19 protein-coding genes and 1 pseudogene are annotated in these 16,310 nt (G+C 41.3%); 8 read left to right on the top strand and 12 right to left on the bottom strand.

Annotated elements, in window-relative coordinates:
* Position 1: 1 nt before the first annotated feature.
* Entirely contained in the window at positions 2-157 is a 156-nt protein-coding gene (locus tag ABHC48_RS09650) for a DUF6783 domain-containing protein (protein ID WP_334285720.1), read from the bottom strand.
* Between ABHC48_RS09650 and ABHC48_RS09645 the strand changes: the two are divergent.
* Positions 95-538 (top strand): annotated as a pseudogene (locus tag ABHC48_RS09645) (DUF6783 domain-containing protein); the annotation flags it as partial. The gene ABHC48_RS09650 and the pseudogene ABHC48_RS09645 sit on opposite strands and share 63 nt — an antisense overlap.
* Before the next feature lie 167 nt (positions 539-705).
* A complete protein-coding gene (locus ABHC48_RS09640; protein WP_173772873.1) occupies positions 706-1,992 on the top strand; it encodes a hemolysin family protein in 1,287 nt (428 codons plus the stop codon).
* 123 nt (positions 1,993-2,115) lie between these two features.
* Here the strand turns inward: ABHC48_RS09640 and ABHC48_RS09635 are convergent, their stop codons facing one another.
* Together ABHC48_RS09635 and ABHC48_RS09630 are read right to left on the bottom strand one after the other, a co-directional pair.
* Positions 2,116-2,712 carry a YdcF family protein gene (locus tag ABHC48_RS09635; protein ID WP_330386275.1) on the bottom strand — a complete coding sequence of 199 codons (597 nt, stop codon included), beginning with the start codon at positions 2,710-2,712 and terminating at the stop codon, positions 2,116-2,118.
* 90 nt (positions 2,713-2,802) lie between these two features.
* Entirely contained in the window at positions 2,803-3,567 is a 765-nt protein-coding gene (locus ABHC48_RS09630; RefSeq protein ID WP_195700217.1) for an N-acetylmuramoyl-L-alanine amidase, read from the bottom strand.
* Positions 3,568-3,734: 167 nt separating this feature from the next.
* On the opposite strand from ABHC48_RS09630, the gene ABHC48_RS09625 reads away from it, so the two are divergent.
* Positions 3,735-4,712, top strand: a complete 978-nt coding sequence (locus tag ABHC48_RS09625) for an ABC transporter substrate-binding protein (RefSeq protein WP_173715881.1) — start codon at positions 3,735-3,737, stop codon at positions 4,710-4,712.
* Between the two features lie 112 nt (positions 4,713-4,824).
* On the opposite strand, the gene ABHC48_RS09620 is transcribed toward ABHC48_RS09625, so the two are convergent.
* On the bottom strand, positions 4,825-5,172 hold the full coding sequence (locus ABHC48_RS09620; RefSeq protein WP_306467812.1) for a DUF6783 domain-containing protein: 348 nt from the start codon (positions 5,170-5,172) through the stop codon (positions 4,825-4,827).
* On the opposite strand from ABHC48_RS09620, the gene ABHC48_RS09615 reads away from it, so the two are divergent.
* From ABHC48_RS09615 to ABHC48_RS09605, 3 genes are read left to right on the top strand one after another with little or no spacing between them, the layout of a single operon-like run.
* Positions 5,101-5,262 carry a DUF6783 domain-containing protein gene (locus ABHC48_RS09615; RefSeq protein WP_306467811.1) on the top strand — a complete coding sequence of 54 codons (162 nt, stop codon included), beginning with the start codon at positions 5,101-5,103 and terminating at the stop codon, positions 5,260-5,262. The two genes, ABHC48_RS09620 and ABHC48_RS09615, sit on opposite strands and share 72 nt — an antisense overlap.
* Positions 5,263-5,266: 4 nt before the next feature.
* Positions 5,267-6,193, top strand: a complete 927-nt coding sequence (locus tag ABHC48_RS09610; RefSeq protein ID WP_118578496.1) for an ABC transporter permease — start codon at positions 5,267-5,269, stop codon at positions 6,191-6,193.
* A complete protein-coding gene (locus ABHC48_RS09605; protein ID WP_118578495.1) occupies positions 6,186-6,980 on the top strand; it encodes an ABC transporter ATP-binding protein in 795 nt (264 codons plus the stop codon). Before ABHC48_RS09610 ends, ABHC48_RS09605 begins: the two co-directional genes overlap by 8 nt.
* A 143-nt stretch (positions 6,981-7,123) precedes the next feature.
* On the opposite strand, the gene ABHC48_RS09600 is transcribed toward ABHC48_RS09605, so the two are convergent.
* The 5 genes from ABHC48_RS09600 to ABHC48_RS09580 all read right to left on the bottom strand — a co-directional run bounded on the left by ABHC48_RS09600 (position 7,124) and on the right by ABHC48_RS09580 (position 12,796).
* Complete coding sequence (locus tag ABHC48_RS09600) at positions 7,124-8,110, bottom strand: DUF5688 family protein (RefSeq protein WP_118578494.1); 987 nt, start codon at positions 8,108-8,110, stop codon at positions 7,124-7,126.
* Positions 8,111-8,576: 466 nt separating this feature from the next.
* Positions 8,577-10,181: a phosphoenolpyruvate carboxykinase (ATP) gene (pckA, locus tag ABHC48_RS09595; protein WP_148461930.1), complete on the bottom strand. Its 1,605-nt coding sequence runs from the start codon at positions 10,179-10,181 to the stop codon at positions 8,577-8,579.
* A 476-nt stretch (positions 10,182-10,657) separates the two neighbouring features.
* Positions 10,658-11,134 (bottom strand): low molecular weight protein-tyrosine-phosphatase, encoded by a 477-nt coding sequence (locus tag ABHC48_RS09590; RefSeq protein WP_195700216.1) that lies wholly within the window; start codon positions 11,132-11,134, stop codon positions 10,658-10,660.
* A gap of 177 nt (positions 11,135-11,311) precedes the next feature.
* Positions 11,312-12,514: a site-specific integrase gene (locus ABHC48_RS09585; protein WP_195700215.1), complete on the bottom strand. Its 1,203-nt coding sequence runs from the start codon at positions 12,512-12,514 to the stop codon at positions 11,312-11,314.
* Between the two features lie 72 nt (positions 12,515-12,586).
* Complete coding sequence (locus ABHC48_RS09580) at positions 12,587-12,796, bottom strand: excisionase (protein WP_195700214.1); 210 nt, start codon at positions 12,794-12,796, stop codon at positions 12,587-12,589.
* A gap of 233 nt (positions 12,797-13,029) precedes the next feature.
* Between ABHC48_RS09580 and ABHC48_RS09575 the strand changes: the two genes are divergently transcribed.
* Positions 13,030-13,236, top strand: a complete 207-nt coding sequence (locus ABHC48_RS09575) for a type II toxin-antitoxin system HicB family antitoxin (protein WP_243284586.1) — start codon at positions 13,030-13,032, stop codon at positions 13,234-13,236.
* A gap of 264 nt (positions 13,237-13,500) precedes the next feature.
* On the opposite strand, the gene ABHC48_RS09570 is transcribed toward ABHC48_RS09575, so the two are convergent.
* The 3 genes from ABHC48_RS09570 to ABHC48_RS09560 all read right to left on the bottom strand — a co-directional run bounded on the left by ABHC48_RS09570 (position 13,501) and on the right by ABHC48_RS09560 (position 14,717).
* Entirely contained in the window at positions 13,501-13,725 is a 225-nt protein-coding gene (locus tag ABHC48_RS09570) for a type II toxin-antitoxin system HicB family antitoxin (protein WP_195700213.1), read from the bottom strand.
* A complete protein-coding gene (locus ABHC48_RS09565; RefSeq protein ID WP_272067054.1) occupies positions 13,722-14,306 on the bottom strand; it encodes a recombinase family protein in 585 nt (194 codons plus the stop codon). The genes ABHC48_RS09570 and ABHC48_RS09565 overlap by 4 nt, the downstream gene beginning before the upstream one ends.
* 159 nt (positions 14,307-14,465) lie before the next feature.
* Positions 14,466-14,717, bottom strand: a complete 252-nt coding sequence (locus tag ABHC48_RS09560; protein WP_195700212.1) for a hypothetical protein — start codon at positions 14,715-14,717, stop codon at positions 14,466-14,468.
* 1,104 nt (positions 14,718-15,821) lie between these two features.
* On the opposite strand from ABHC48_RS09560, the gene ABHC48_RS09555 reads away from it, so the two are divergent.
* Entirely contained in the window at positions 15,822-16,148 is a 327-nt protein-coding gene (locus ABHC48_RS09555; RefSeq protein ID WP_195700211.1) for a hypothetical protein, read from the top strand.
* The last annotated feature ends 162 nt before the right edge of the window (positions 16,149-16,310 follow it).

Genomic DNA, 16,310 nt, shown 5'->3' with positions numbered 1-16,310 from the left:
ATTAAATGTAACTGCCCACATCCCTAGAGCCTGTTTGAAAAATCATTCCCGCAATCTGCAGGCCCCACTTTGCGGGAGATTTCACCCGAATTCGGTTGCCGTAGCCCGCTACGGCGCTCTCATCCGAGCGAAATCTCCCACAAATTGTGACGCACATCTTGCAGTAAGCCTTTTTCAAACACGCTCTAGTCAAATCCACATCAATCATAAAATCTATATAATCCAAAGGCAGTACAACTGTCCAAAATCAATCTCAAATTATAAACAGGTGAATTTTCACACTGTGATTCACAGTAGTTATTCAGCCCTTAACCTACACTATATCAAATCTTTACTCTTTTGTAAATATTTTGTAATAATTTATTTTTTTACCGAACTGAATTATAACACAGTTCTTCTTTTTTCGACACCCCCAATTCCACTTTTTTCGTTACTTTTCGCAATCCATAAACTCAAAGTTACTGTTCACTCCGTGACCAGTAACGCGCTTCGCGATGCACAGAAAAACGAGCCTTCTTGTGACAAGCACAAGAAGTAGCGTTTGCTGCGCAAACTTAATTCTCGGGTTTTCTGTGAACTTTGTTCACAAAAAACACCTCGCGGAACGTTACCAGGAACAGTAACAACTCAAATGCTTTTTTCTTGCATTTTAAGCCTGAATCATGTATATTCTTTTTAATACATAAAAAAAGGAGTGAATATAGTTTGGATTCAAGTGTCCCTATACAGGCGGTCACCATACTGATTCTGGTGCTGTTGTCCGCCTTCTTTTCCTCTGCGGAGACATCCATGACGGCTGCCAACCGCATTCGGATCCATTCCCTGGCTGAACAGGGAAACAAGCGAGCCATTATCCTGGAAAAAATAATTTCCAATTCTGGAAAAATGCTCAGTACAATTTTAATCGGAAACAACATTGTAAACATTGCAGCCTCTTCCCTTGCTACCACTTTTACCATGAAAGTATTTGGAAGCATGTATATCGGCGTGGCTACCGGCGTTATGACATTGCTGGTACTTCTGTTTGGCGAGATCACCCCGAAGACCATTGCCACACTGAAAGCGGATGATCTGGCGCTCACCTATGCCAGACCTATATATGCGCTTATGACAGTACTAACCCCGGTTATTTACATTGTGGGAAAACTGGCTAACGGCATTCTTTTTCTCCTTCGTGTTGACCCCAATGCGAAGAAAGACACCATCACAGAACATGAGCTTCGTTCTATGGTAAATGTAGGGCAGGAAAACGGTGTTATTGAGCGGGAAGAAAAGCAGATGATCTACAATGTGTTTGATTTCGGTGATTCTGCTGCCAAAGATGTAATGATCCCCAGAATTGACATGACTTTTATTGACGTGAATTCCACTTATCAGGAACTTATGGATATTTTCAAAGAAGATATGCACACCCGTTTTCCTGTTTATGAGGATAACACAGACAATGTGATTGGAATTATCAATATTAAGGATCTTCTTCTCTATCCGGAAAATGAACCGTTTTCTATCCGTAAGATTCTCCGTGAGCCTTATTTCACTTATGAATATAAGCGTACCACAGATCTTATGATGGAAATGAGAAAAGCTTCCGTAAACCTTGCAATTGTTCTCGACGAATACGGCTCCACTGCCGGTCTTGTCACTCTTGAGGATCTTTTGGAGGAAATCGTAGGTGAAATCCGTGATGAATATGACGAAGATGAGGAAGAACCGATCCGTGAGATTCAGCCTGGCCGGGAGTATGAAGTTCTTGGTTCTGCCAAACTGGATGATGTCAACGAAGCACTGGGTACCAAACTTGAATCAGAGGACTACGATTCTGTAGGCGGATATATTATTGAACAGCTTGACTGCCTCCCACGCGAGGGCGAATCTGTCACTTTGGAAGACGGCATGCATCTTGTTGTAGATGAACTGGATAAGAACCGTATTGAACTGGTGCATATCTGGCTGCCAGAGCATAAAGAAAATCCAGAAGCCGCTGACGCATAAATGAATCTGTCATACTTCTGATTTTTTCATAATCTGCAAGCCTGCAAATGCCGGTATTTCCGGTAGATTTCAATTGTAAAAATCCGAATGTTTCCAAAACGGATCATTCGGATTTTTCTTATCTCACCGATTTCCCAGCATTAAACAAAACTGCTTGACAATCCTGTCTATTTCGCCGGTAACAGCCTCCACACCAGTTTCTGTTTCTCTCCAGTTCTCCCTGGTAATTCCATCCGGGCAGGCCGGACATACCATAATTACCGTCTCCGGATATAAAAGCTGATAATACATCAGTGATCTTCTGGCATGGTAAGTTTTGCAGCACAGAATCGCTTTTTTCACCTGAATTTTGTGAAGGTCTGTCACCTGCCTGGAAAAAATTGCATTTTCATAGGTAAAGGTAGCCTGATCCTCTCTCAGAATAGCCTCTTCCGGAACTCCGTTTTTCAAAAGTACATTTTTCAGGAATTCCCATTCCGTCTCATAATCTCCGCCATATATTTCTTTTTTTGACTGCACACCTGCAAATTTGCCAAGTGTAATACTGTATCTTCCGCTTGGCAAAATATAGGGGGCATATCCTTCTCTATATAAAGAAGCTGCTTTTTCTGCCATATCCGGGAAACCATTTCCCGGCACGAAAATGATATCTGCTTTTTCCGGCTGGCTCTCGGCAAAAACAAACTCCTCCACATTTTTCATAAATTCATTATAATTCACGCTTTTGTTCCTTCTTTCTGCCAGAGGACTTTCCCCTGCACTTATGATTTTCCATTATAACTTTTTTTCCTGCTTTTTTCTACTTTCTTTTCACTTCGTCACAATCAACGTACAGTACCCATCCTCCCGCAATTTCTGTTCCATACGGATAGCATTATCCAGCTGTAAAAATGCACCTACCTGAACCTTATAAAGTTCTCCATCCTGCAAAATATATGCCGGATAACCTTTTTCCTGAAGCAAGTAAAGCATTCGATCCGCATTTTCCCGTTTGCGAAAAGCTCCAGTCTGTACACGGTAATACAAAGGTTCTTCACCCTGCTGCTGATCCAGAGTTCCAAGAATCGCCCCGGCAATAGCCTGCGCGATCTCAGCATTTTTTTCATCATAAAGCTGATTATCTTTGTCAGAATTTAAAAATCCGGTTTCAATAAGCAACGCCGGCATTTTTGTTTTTCGCAGCACAACAAGGCCCGGTCTTGCCTGGACTCCAATTTCCCGGAATCCCAATTCGCCCAGAGCACCTACAATATTCTGTGCCATTTCATACTTAATTCCGCTTTTATCATAAACCAGCACTTCTACACCATTATACTGATTCACCTCAGGGCTGCTGTTCCTGTGAAAAGAGATAAAAAAATCCACTTTTGCCTCATTCGCCAGCCTTGCCCGCTCAAAAGGAGAAATGTAATCATCTGTAGTTCTTGTATATAAAACATCAACTCCGTTTTCAGACAGAATTCTTCCAACCTCCATAGCCAGAGCAAAATTGTCATCTTTCTCCCTGCGCCCTTTATATACCGCTCCCGGGTCGTTGCCGCCATGCCCGGCGTCAATCATAATAGAATATGGCATGTCAAAATTTCCTTTTCAAATACTATTTCTCTATTAGGATATGTGAAAAAATTACAAAAGCGACTTGACTTTTACGCTTTAAAGCGGTATTATTTTGTGCAGGCAATACTTTAAAGCAGAAAAAGCACTTTAAAACACGAAAACACTTTTTAAGGAGGAAATAAAATATGAAAAGAAAGGTTTTGTCAGTAATTCTGACCGGAGCTATGGTAGCAGGTCTTGCAGGTACAGTAACCGTACACGCTGAAGAGCAGAAAACATACAACATTGGTATCTGCCAGTTAGTTCAGCACGAAGCACTGGATGCAGCAACACAGGGATTTGAAGATGCAGTAAAAGAAGGTCTTGGCGAAGAAAACGTAACATTTGATGAGCAGAATGCACAGGGTGATTCCGCAACATGTAGTACGATCATCAACAATTTCGTATCCAGTAACGTAGACCTTATCCTTGCAAATGCTACTGCTTCTCTTCAGGCAGCAGCTGCCGGAACAAGCGATATCCCGATTCTTGGAACTGCAGTTACAGAGTATGGCGTAGCTCTTGACCTTACAGATTTTGATGGTACTGTAGGCGGCAATATTTCCGGTACTTCAGACCTTGCTCCTCTCGACCAGCAGGCAGCAATGCTGAATGAACTTTTCCCGGATGCTAAGACTGTAGGACTTCTGTACTGCTCCGCAGAACCAAACTCCCAGTATCAGGTTGATACGGTGAAGGCAGCTCTTGAAGATCTTGGATACACTTGCGAATACTACGCATTCTCTGACTCCAACGATATTTCTTCTGTTGTAACAAATGCAGTTGCAGACAGTGACGTTATCTATGTTCCTACCGATAACACAGCAGCTTCCAACACAGAGCTGATCAACAACATCTGCCTTCCGGCAAAGGTTCCGGTAATCGCAGGTGAAGAAGGAATCTGCTCCGGATGCGGTGTTGCTACACTTTCCATCAGCTACTATGATCTTGGAAAAGCAACTGGTGAAATGGCAGTTAAAATTCTGAAAGATGGTGAAGATATCTCTACAATGCCAATCGAATATGCACCAAACTTCACAAAAGAATACAATGCAGACATCTGTGCTGAGCTGGGAATTGAAGTTCCGGATGACTATGTTGCAATCGGTGCTGACGCAGAATAATTACTGATTTATAACATATGCAGTAATGCACAATAAAAATTTTCATATTTGTTTGACAGTTAATTTAGACATTCAGTTGCTTTTAGAGCTTGTCAAAAGACTCTGACAGTAATCAACACAGACAGCGGGAAGGGAAGCCTCTCTCGCTGTTTGTGTCGTTTCTGAAGGAATGTATTTTTAAGTATATTTTATGCATAATTATGCATAAAATAGCATTTCTTCCAAAATGAATATTTCTGTTTACGCAAATAACAAAAAGCCAGTTACTCCACATACAAAACACTATAAAGATTCCAGTAACTGTCTTTTTCAAACATTTGTCCACAAAACAAATGTTGATGTTCACACAGTGAACACCAGAGTGTATTTGTAAAAGGCTTTCTGCAAGATGTGTGTCACAATTTGTGGGAGATTTTGTCCGGGTGAGGTCGTCGTAACGGGCTACGACAACCGAATTCAGGCAAAATATACCGCACAGTGGGGCGTACAAATTGCGAAAATGTTTTTTCAAACACGCTCCAGCAAACAAATCACGCATGCAGGAGGATAAAGACATGCAAATTGCAAACTTAATCATGGCACTTCCGGGTGCCGCTGCCCAGGGTCTGATCTGGGGTATTATGGCTATTGGCGTATATCTTACATTCCGTGTCCTTGACATCGCCGATCTGACCGTAGACGGTACCATGTGTACCGGAGGTGCTGTCTGCGTCATGATGATGACCAGCGGACATAACGTATGGGTATCTCTTTTAGTTGCCACTTTGGCTGGTATGACAGCTGGTCTTGTTACCGGTATTTTCCATACCTTTATGGGAATCCCGGCCATCCTTGCTGGAATCCTGACACAGCTTTCCCTGTACTCTGTTAACCTGAAAATCATGGGAAAAGCAAACCAGGCTATCAACGTTGATAAATACCCGATCCTGATTTCCTTACGCCGTATAAAAAATGTACCGATCACTCAGAACACAATTCTTATCGTCGCTTTATTTATTGTTGTGATCATCGCAGTTCTTTACTGGTTTTTCGGAACAGAGCTTGGATGTTCCCTCCGTGCTACCGGATGCAATCCAAACATGTCCCGTGCACAGGGTATCAACACTGATTTTTGCAAAGTACTTGGACTTATGATTTCCAACGGACTTGTTGCTCTTTCCAGCGCCTTGCTTGCACAGTATCAGGGATTTGCAGACGTCAATATGGGACGTGGTGCTATCGTAATCGGACTTGCTGCTGTTATTATCGGCGAAGCGATTTTCAGCCGTATTTTCCGCAATTTCGCGCTCCGTCTTCTGGCCGTAGCATTTGGTTCCATTCTCTACTATCTGGTTCTCCAGACTGTTATCTGGATGGGTATCGACACTGACCTTCTGAAAATGCTGTCTGCACTTGTAGTAGCTGTATTCCTGGCAGTGCCTTACTGGAAGGGAAAATATTTCGCAAAACCAGCAAAACGCGGAGGTAAGAACAATGCTTGAGATCAAAAACATATATAAAACCTTTAATCCAGGAACCATCAACGAAAAGGTGGCTCTGAACGGACTTTCCCTGAAATTAAATGAAGGCGACTTTGTTACTGTCATCGGCGGCAACGGTGCCGGAAAATCCACAATGCTGAACGCAGTTGCCGGTGTATGGCCAGTAGACGAGGGACAGATCATCATTGACGGAACAGATGTCACCAAACTTTCCGAGTACAAGCGAGCAGCTTATCTGGGACGTGTATTTCAGGATCCCATGACCGGAACTGCTGCTACCATGGGTATTGAAGAAAATCTTGCCCTTGCAAAACGCCGCGGAAAAACAAGATTTCTTCGTTCTGGTATTACAAAAGCCGAACGAGAAGAGTACAAAGAGCTTCTGAAGATTCTGAATCTTGGTCTTGAGGATCGTCTTACCTCTAAGGTGGGTCTTCTTTCCGGAGGTCAGAGACAGGCACTTACGCTTCTCATGGCAACCCTTCAGAAGCCAAAGCTTCTCCTTCTTGATGAGCATACCGCAGCCCTTGACCCCAAAACAGCTGCCAAGGTGCTGGATATCACAGACAGGATTGTCAACCGCGATCACCTTACTACACTGATGATCACACATAACATGAAGGACGCCATTGCTCACGGCAACCGCCTGATCATGATGATGAACGGAAAAATCATTCTTGATATCCAAGGAGAAGAAAAGAAAAAGCTTACCGTAAAACAGCTTCTTGATAAATTTGAGGAAGCCAGCGGAGAAGAGTTCTCCAACGATTCCGCAATTCTCGGATAGAAATTCATAATTTGGTTTTTAGAAACTGCAGCAGATTGGTTTACAATCTGACTGCAGTTCTTTTTTGCAATCAAAATTTCTGCCGAAAACACCCATTGTACAAAAAGTCCGAAAATGACGTAACTACACTTGTTTCTATCTGTTTATCCGTTCTCTTCACTGTCAGATTTCAACTTGTTTAAATCAATAAATACGGTGCCTTTATACATCAGAAAATCTCCGGTCTCTCTACAATATCTGTATATTTTGTCCGTGAGAAAATCTTCTTCCGGAGTTGCCTCCCGCAAAGTTTCTCTCAAAACATTTTCAAGATCCTCCGGATAGGAATGATCAGCGTTGTGGATCATCACCTCATGAATGCTCGTAAAAACCATATAGAAATCTGCATCCATCAGATCTGCAAGCCTTTTGGCCACGCCTGGCAAGAATATTGCAACGGCTCCGTTTGTCCTTCTGGCAGTGCTCAGACAGCTTCCGATGCTGTCCCTTGTCAGATAGAATTCATGGTTCAGATCCATGAAGCATTCTCCATCATAATCTGGATTGTAGACCAGTTTTTCCCAATAAAAAATTCTGGGCGGCGAAATAAAATACGTGTTTAGAAGAGCTGCGTCAAAAACTGTCTTTTCATCCTTTCCCCATTCTTTTATGTTATCCGTGCGTATTTTCATGCTGCTGATCCGGCCATCCAAATTTCCCACCTGCATGTATAGCACAAGTGCAATATCGCCCACTACACGGTATACTGCCTTCGACAGTTCCCGTTCATGGCGTTCTACATTAAGTGCCCGGATAAAAAGATCATTTTTCACCTTTTCGTAGTTATTCAGATTTTTGGTTTTCTCAAAAAATCCAGCTGTTTTTAATTTACGTATTTCACTTTCCACTGTTTTTGCAATCTGTTCCAGTGAAACACCATCCTCATAATCCTCAAAAAGCTCTTCCGTGTGAATTCCGCAGACTTCTTTTCCCACTGAAGACGCATTGCACTCTACAAACAGCCGGTCGCCGTTTGGTGTCATGCCATTTTCGTCCCGTTCTTCAAAGTAAATCTGTTTCTCATTAAGTCCAAGCCGTTCCATTAGAGATTGGCGCAGACTCTCCACAAATACCTCATACTCTCTGCTCATATATAATTCCTTTCTTGATAAAAACGGGCGAAATGCCCTAACGAATACTGACCTTGCTGTGCACTGCAAATGATCCGTATTTGAAATAAAAGATGGAAGCAGATATTTAGAAATAGATAAGGCTTCCATTTGAGTTGCTGTATGGATAGTATATAAGATATGAATGTGTTTGTAAAGGATTTTCTATCGACAATTTCCCCTTGCAATAAAAGCTGTTATTACTGTTCACGACCTTCACAGCAGCACGCTTCGCGATGCACAGAAATCATGTTCACATGATTTCGCGCTGTAATTCTCGTATTTGCTTTAAACTTTGTTCACCAAAAAAACGCCTCGCGGGACGTGAACAGCAACAAGCTGTGGTGGTTGTTTTCTTCATTCACAGAAAACATTTTATAAATATTTCCAGTATAAACAACAAAGGGCCTGCCGTAAATACGGCAGACCCTTAAATAATCTTAAATGATTATGCCTGAGGACCAGCTGCAACAAGTGCTTTACCAGCTGCATTTCCTTCATATTTCTTGAAGTTCTTAACGAAACGATCTGCAAGATCTTTTGCTTTAACTTCCCACTCAGAAGCATCAGCGTATGTGTCACGAGGATCAAGGATACCTGTGTCAACGCCTGTAAGCTCTGTAGGAACCTCAAAGTTAAAGAATGGAATCTTCTTAGTCGGTGCTGTTAAGATAGCGCCGCTGAGGATTGCATCGATAATACCACGAGTATCTTTGATGGAGATACGTTTTCCGGTTCCATTCCATCCTGTATTAACCAGGTATGCTTTTGCTCCGCTCTTCTCCATTTTCTTAACCAGCTCTTCAGCGTATTTTGTCGGATGCAGTTCAAGGAATGCCTGTCCGAAGCAAGCTGAGAATGTAGGTGTAGGCTCTGTGATTCCACGCTCTGTACCAGCAAGTTTAGCTGTGAATCCAGACAGGAAGTAGTACTGAGTCTGCTCTGGTGTCAGGATAGATACTGGAGGAAGTACTCCGAATGCATCTGCGGAAAGGAAGATAACATTCTTAGCAGCCGGTGCGGAAGAAATCGGGCGAACAATTTTCTCAATGTGGTTGATTGGATAAGATACACGAGTGTTCTCTGTAACGCTCTTATCAGCGAAATCAATCTTTCCTTCTGCGTCAAGTGTAACGTTCTCAAGAAGAGCATTTCTCTTGATTGCATTGTAAATATCCGGCTCAGAATCCTTGTCGAGGTTGATAACCTTAGCATAGCAACCGCCCTCGAAGTTGAACACTCCATTGTCGTCCCAGCCGTGCTCATCATCACCGATAAGGAGTCTCTTAGGATCTGTGGAAAGTGTAGTCTTACCTGTTCCTGAAAGGCCGAAGAAGATAGCGGTGTTCTCACCGTTCATATCTGTATTTGCAGAGCAGTGCATGGAAGCGATGCCCTTAAGTGGCAGATAGTAGTTCATCATGGAGAACATACCCTTCTTCATCTCTCCGCCATACCATGTATTGACGATAACCTGCTCACGGCTTGTAATGTTGAACATTACAGCTGTCTCAGAGTTAAGACCTAATTCTTTGTAGTTCTCTACTTTAGCCTTGGAAGCGTTGTAAACAACGAAATCTGGCTCGAAGTCTTTCAGTTCTTCTTCTGTAGGCTGGATGAACATGTTTGTTACAAAGTGTGCCTGCCAAGCAACCTCAACGATGAAACGGATTGCCATACGGGTATCTTTGTTAGCACCGCAGAATGCATCAACTACGAAAAGTCTCTTGTCGGAGAGCTCTTTCTTAGCGATCTCTTTCACTGCTTCCCATGCTTCCTGTGATGCAGGATGGTTATCATTCTTATATTCGTCAGATGTCCACCATACGGTGTCTTTAGAATTCTCATCCATTACGATATATTTGTCTTTAGGAGAACGTCCGGTATAAATACCTGTCATAACGTTAACAGCGCCAAGCTCGCTGACCCGTCCTTTTTCAAAGCCCTCAAGACCTGGTTTGGTCTCCTCTTCAAATAACATTTCATAAGAGGGGTTGTAAACAATTTCTGTAGTTCCGGTAATACCATACTTTGTTAAATCGATTTTTGCCATCTTACACTTAACCTCTTTTCTCTAAAATGGAATTCATCTGCGAATGCAGATTTATAGCTTCAGTCCGCATCTCACCGTAATACATATCAAAGAATATTACCTGCGGTCACAGCCTCTATGGTACAAAACCAAAGGAATGGAACCGGATTGATTCCCTTTTTCCTTATCCTATATTATACATATCTGAGGGATAAAATCAACACAATTTTCCGTTTTTTTGTATTTTTGTTAAAGTTTTATCATATAGAAAACACGCCTCTGACATTTTATGAGACGTGTTTTCTAATGATATTTTTATTGCATTAGAGCGTCATTGCGAAATTCTTAAATTGAGGTTATTGTAGTCCTGTTGAATAAAATTGTCACTAGAATAGGGAATAGAAAATGTTCAAAACGCACATTTTTGCATTGTTTTTTTTGTTTTTACTATTTTTATTTCATCATTACGTTTATCATATTGCGTATACTCTTCCAACCTATATCTTCTCATTTTTCTCCAGATACGCAAGAAATCCTTCGCAGCCTTCTACTACATCTCTATAAGTAGATTCAAAATCCCCCGTATACCACGGATCAGCAATATCTCTGGGATTATCTGAATAATCCAGTAAGAGCTTCACTTTCCCTTCCGGATCCTTTCCTACAATTCGCAAGATATTCCGAATGTTTCTCTCTTCCATTCCCAGAATATAATCATATTTTCCATAATCTGCTTTGGTGATCTGTACCGCTCTTTTCCCCTCGCAGGAAATCCCATGCTTTGCCAATTCCCGCTTTGCCGGCGGATAAACCGGATTCCCGATTCCATTCCAGATTTCCTCTGTACTAGTGGCTGCAGACGCAATGTAAAATTTAGCCTTGATGCCTCGTTTCGTAACCATATCCTTCATAACGAATTCAGAAATTGGGCTGCGGCAGATATTGCCGTGGCATATAAATAATACTTTTATCATTTTATAGTTATACCTCCTTATGCTGACTTATGCGGATTTATGCAGGATTTACGCGGCTTTCCGGATTTCTGGTATTTTACTCTAACTCCTCATAACTCTGTATATCTCTGCATATCTATGACGTCATTCATGTTAAAAATCATGTTAAATTGAAATTCCATAACATGGACTGTTTTTTTAGCCATTTTTCATCATCTTCTCGACCTCGTCCCTGGCGTCATCGAATTTCAGATGCGTGTAGATATTCAGTGTGACACCTATATCTGAATGTCCCATCAGATACTGCAGGGTTTTGGGATTCATACCAGCCTTTGCCATGTTACTGCAATAGGTGTGGCGGCATACGTGCGGGGTGATCTTCGGCAGCGGAATCTTAAACAGACTATTATATTTCTCCTGTGCATGTTGAAAATACTTCTCCCAGTGCATACCTACCATTGGCATACCATTTTTGTCTATGTACAGAAATCCACGGTAACCGTCAATTACCGGCTCAATTTTTCGTTTTTCACGTTTTTCCAGGATTGCCTTGAAACACTGGTAAACGTCCTCTGTCATGGGGAGCTGTCTCGTACCAGCATTTGTTTTTGTGCTCTCAATCCCGTACTGCATATCAGACCAACGGATTAATTGGTGGTCAATATTGATCTTCCGCTCCTTCATGTCAATGTCCTTCACGGTCAGTCCGCAGAATTCCGAAATACGCATGCCGGTATGGAATAGAATATAAAATGCCTCGTAATACCTAGAGAAATGAATATCATGCTGTACAAATCGTAAAAATCGCAGCATGTCTTTGTTGCTAATTGCCTCCCTGGTAACAGAATCGTTGATAACCACCGAACTCAATGGGAAATCAACCGGATTTTTTAAAATCAGGTTGTCATCCACCGCCATCTGGAATGCCGGACGAAGGACCCCACGTACAGACCGAATAGAGGCAAACTTTTTGCCCTCCTCCTGTAATTTCAGAAAGAACATTTTTACCTCCGACATGGTCACATCGCCAATTTTTCTGTTGCTAAAAGGATACCTTTTTAGCAACTGTAGTGCTGTTTTATGTCCTGCCTGAGTTGTTTTTTTCAGGGATACATCCCGGATTTTTACATAACGTTCTGTTAACTCCATTACCGTCATATTTTCCTGTCGGATCCCCTGAAACTGCTGCAGCTGCAGCTCCTTTTCCTGTTCCCGGAGCGATTTGCACTGCCTTTTTCCAGCTGGTAATTTGTCGTGCAGCTCCAATTTCCAACTGTAAAGGTTCTTCTGTTTACCGTTTACATAATAACTGTAGCGGTATCTTCCATCTGGGGCCTGACTTTCGCCATTGCGCAAAATACGCCCTTTACTATCTCGCCTCTTTATGCTATCATTTTTCATATAAACACCCTTTCAAAAATAAAAGGGCACCAGTACAATTATAATATCATACTGGTGTCCTTTTTGTCATCGTTAAATTGTGTTTGTTTCGTCTAACCATTCAGAAAACTTTTCCCTTTTAAACAGCAGTTTTACGCCATTGTAAATCACGATCCCAGAATCCTGATTTTCTTCTGCGATCTGCTGTAATTTCCGTTCTCCAATTCCAAAAAACGCAGCCGCTTCTGTTAATGTTAATGCGTATCTGTGCCAGAGAGGGACTTCATTCGTTTTCACATTCATATTAATACCTCCAATCTTCTTATTTCGGTATTAATATGTTATTTTTTTCGTAAAACAGCAAAAAATCCAGTGTCTATATATATCTTTTCATATTTACTCCATTTTTTTCATATTTTATCTATTTTTCTTCTGTTTCTGATTATTTACCCAGTAAATAATAATCCCTTCTATTTTCAATTCTAATTTTTGTGCTATACTGTTTAATAGCTTAATTCATTTGGAGGGGAAATAAATTGAACTATTGTATAATAATGAAATATTCTTCGGAAGAAAAATGTTATATTGTGACCGTTCCGGATCTGCCGGGATGTATGGCGGATGGAAGGACACCTAACGAGGCATTTGAAAATGTAAAAAATGTGATACAGGAATGGATAGATACGGCAAAGGCAGCAGGGAGGGAGATACCGGAACCATCTTTTGGGCAAGATAATTTTTAAGGGACAGCTTTTTAAGAGCCGTCCCTTTTTCTATTTCTTCTATATTATTAAAAGAAGATGAAATCTATAATACGATGTAGCAAGGATTGATGTTGTTGTGTCGCTACCTGTTGAAACTCGTCCTGTTGCTGTCTCATTTCCTCGAATTGTCTTTGTTGGAAATCATTCTACTGTTGCTGGAATAACTCCTGTTGCATTGCGTCCTGTTGGCAGTACAGGTTATTCATAGAAAAATCATCAAAGCCACCGCCAAAACCAAAATCATCAAACATCTCTCATACCTTCACTTGTTATTATTGTAGGCTCCGGGATCAGGATACCTTCCTCAATTGCTGCAGTTATCCAGGCACGTTTCGCGTCCTCGATCATTGCCGGAATATCCTGCCATCGTTGGCAGCAGGTGATACATCCGGGTAGATCTGGAATAGATACAGTGTAGCCGCCCTCAACTGGATCCTCAATTACCAGCATTGGATACGTTTCTATCATACCTGCAATCCTCCATTCTGATATTGATGACTAAGCCTGTAAAATGTTGTTCTGCTTAATCCAGTTAACCCCATCGCAGCCGCTGCGGTAATCTCTCCACGCGTCCAACGCTGCATTACCTCGCTGTAATTGGCTGGCAGCTGTACTTGTGGCCTGCCGTAGTTTTGCCAGGCCGGCTTATCCCGAATCCGGTCAACACCCTGTTTTTGTCGTTTTTGCGTGCGTTCTATCTCTTGGCTGATTGTATAATCCAGGGTACTTATTACGGTATCCAGAATCATATTACTAATTTCCGGATTGCCACAAGAATCAATTGTGGTTGTTGGAATGTCCACGATTTTTACGCGGATGTTATGAGCTCTATAATATTCCAACTCACTCTTTGCACTTCGTTTTCCGCCAAGAGCCTCCAGATCGTAGACGACCAGTGTGTCGCCTGATTTCAGTAGGTGGTTTTTGAGGTGCTGATATTCTTCACGTTCCGGTATTTTGCCATGAAATCGTTCGATTATGGTATTGTCGTCAGCTGCTCCTACCGCCTTTAATTTCTTCTTGTGAGTGGCGGTCCTATACGTAGATATGTAATAATAGGTTTTGTTTACATGCTCTATGGATCCTCCTAAGTGCTATTTTTCTTATTATCAGACGCGTCCGGGTGTTGCCGTATGTAGTAGGATTTGTCCGGCCACCGATCATAAATGGTGGACTTTTTGGAATATTATTGCTGAGTATCGTTGTGATTAACAGAGCGGTATTTCTGCCAGCGTGTAATCAGGGTTGCTATCGGTAGCAATACGGATACTCTTCGGCTGTTTTTGCTGACTGACAGAGTTTCTTCCTATTAAATGCTGTAATGTAATATTAACTGTTCTGTTTGCCTCTTCTGGTGTCAATCCAACATAATTGATAAGCGCAAATTCTGTTTTTTCAAGGACCTCATCAATATTTCTTTCTACAAGTTCGCTTAAATAATGGATCTCGTTTTCTGGCATATTATGTGCGCTCCTTCCTTTTTTGAGGTTTGCGGGGGGATCTCTGAGTTGATACACATTACAGGCTGTTAATCTGATTTAATAGCTCGTAATTTTATCAGCTCAAACACTGGTAGCCAATGCTAACGCATTCGTCAAAAAATAAAAACTGTCGATATTTTTATAAACTCTTAAAAATATGTTCCTGTCCTCTCCTACTTTTAAATAGATGTAACAGCTCAAGATTATTTTAACAACTGTTGGTTTTGCTTATCGTTTTATAAAACTGTGCATTTTGCACAAAACAAGTAGTTTTAAAAGCCGTTTTATTGACATTTATGTTACAACCGTACCCTTATAATATATATAGAGTACGGTTACCACTAGAACTTTTTGTTCCGTAAAACCAACAATCATTAACGAGCTCTTGGGCTGTTAAATTTATCTAAAAGTAGCACCGGTTAGAGACATAAATTTAATAGTCTTTAAAATAATCTATGGTTTATATACTCGAAACAAACGCTTTGCGTTGACCACGTCTTTAGGTTAATAAATATTACCGGCTAGTAAATTAATTTAATAGCTGGTATATCGTACTCGCTTAGGGCTCCCCGGCAAACCTCATTTTTCAGTTGTAAAAGTTCTTTTTTTCTGGAATTTCTTTGAAGCATCGGGCCGCTCCAAGAACAACCCGTATATAACAGGGAGAATGAACATCTCCTTCAGATCTGATATATACATTATAGAACGACCGTCCCAAAAAGTCTATTGACACACCGCACAAAAGCTATTGTGCGTAACTCTCATCCAATTCATTTAATAAACTGACAACACTCACCTTTTTCCTATAAGAACAAACACATACAAAATTTTATGCTATAAAGCCATTCTTGTTGTGAAATCTACACATAATTTTATTGCTTTTCTTCACTTTTCTCCTTAAAAATCGTTCGTCATTTTGCACAACAGAATATTCAGATATCTGAATAAAAATTGAAGTATCCCAAAAAGCATTCCAAAAGTCAAACTGACGAAAATGCTATTTATCCACATAAATACTGTATTTTCAAGGATTTCTATGATACTATTTCCACATAATCATACAGAAAAGAGGTGTTGTGCAAAATGACCAATAAAATTGATTACGGTGAATGGAATCCTGACCGCATTGAAACAGATAACGAGGATCTGAGGAGGACTATCTACGCCTATTACTGCAACAAAGGCTACCCGGACGACCTTCAGTGCATTATTGATAATGCAGCGCATATAATAGCAGCTGACAGGTCTATGGACGAACATAGGATCGGAGATATGTTAATGACCGCCGCTGGCGCAGCTGACATCTGGGCATTCTGGGAGGGGTTCAAGGCCTGTACAGATATTGTGACCGGTAGCCTTTTTCAGAGAATCCTTATACAGCATAGCGAAACGGAGTACTCCGATGAGTGAGCCGTGGGAAATCTTTCAACGTGCATGGGAGCATGGTTTCAATGTTGGATATCTGCAAGGTTATATACCGTTTAGGTTCATCCTAAACCGTTACTATTATTTTTCCTCCAAGGGGGTTGAACTGGAGGACGTGTACAAAAAACTAACAGATGAGGGCTTTTT

This window comes from Ruminococcus sp. 1001136sp1 (genome assembly GCF_039841815.1).
Taxonomy (GTDB): Bacteria; Bacillota; Clostridia; order Lachnospirales; family Lachnospiraceae; genus Blautia_A; species Blautia_A faecis.
The sequence above is the reverse complement of the archived record's forward strand: the minus strand, read 5'-3'. Positions and strand labels throughout refer to the sequence as shown.

Coding starts and splice junctions, on each gene's coding strand:
- ABHC48_RS09615 (WP_306467811.1), top strand. CDS start 5,101: ATGTGTGTCACAATTTGTGGGAGATTTTGTCCGGGTGAGGTCGTCGTA.
- pckA (WP_148461930.1), bottom strand. CDS start 10,181: ATGGCAAAAATCGATTTAACAAAGTATGGTATTACCGGAACTACAGAA.
- ABHC48_RS09625 (WP_173715881.1), top strand. CDS start 3,735: ATGAAAAGAAAGGTTTTGTCAGTAATTCTGACCGGAGCTATGGTAGCA.
- ABHC48_RS09610 (WP_118578496.1), top strand. CDS start 5,267: ATGCAAATTGCAAACTTAATCATGGCACTTCCGGGTGCCGCTGCCCAG.
- ABHC48_RS09650 (WP_334285720.1), bottom strand. CDS start 157: ATGTGCGTCACAATTTGTGGGAGATTTCGCTCGGATGAGAGCGCCGTA.
- ABHC48_RS09630 (WP_195700217.1), bottom strand. CDS start 3,567: ATGCCATATTCTATTATGATTGACGCCGGGCATGGCGGCAACGACCCG.
- ABHC48_RS09590 (WP_195700216.1), bottom strand. CDS start 11,134: ATGATAAAAGTATTATTTATATGCCACGGCAATATCTGCCGCAGCCCA.
- ABHC48_RS09560 (WP_195700212.1), bottom strand. CDS start 14,717: ATGCCAGAAAACGAGATCCATTATTTAAGCGAACTTGTAGAAAGAAAT.
- ABHC48_RS09600 (WP_118578494.1), bottom strand. CDS start 8,110: ATGAGCAGAGAGTATGAGGTATTTGTGGAGAGTCTGCGCCAATCTCTA.
- ABHC48_RS09585 (WP_195700215.1), bottom strand. CDS start 12,514: ATGAAAAATGATAGCATAAAGAGGCGAGATAGTAAAGGGCGTATTTTG.
- ABHC48_RS09580 (WP_195700214.1), bottom strand. CDS start 12,796: ATGAATGTGAAAACGAATGAAGTCCCTCTCTGGCACAGATACGCATTA.
- ABHC48_RS09555 (WP_195700211.1), top strand. CDS start 15,822: ATGACCAATAAAATTGATTACGGTGAATGGAATCCTGACCGCATTGAA.
- ABHC48_RS09570 (WP_195700213.1), bottom strand. CDS start 13,725: ATGATAGAAACGTATCCAATGCTGGTAATTGAGGATCCAGTTGAGGGC.
- ABHC48_RS09605 (WP_118578495.1), top strand. CDS start 6,186: ATGCTTGAGATCAAAAACATATATAAAACCTTTAATCCAGGAACCATC.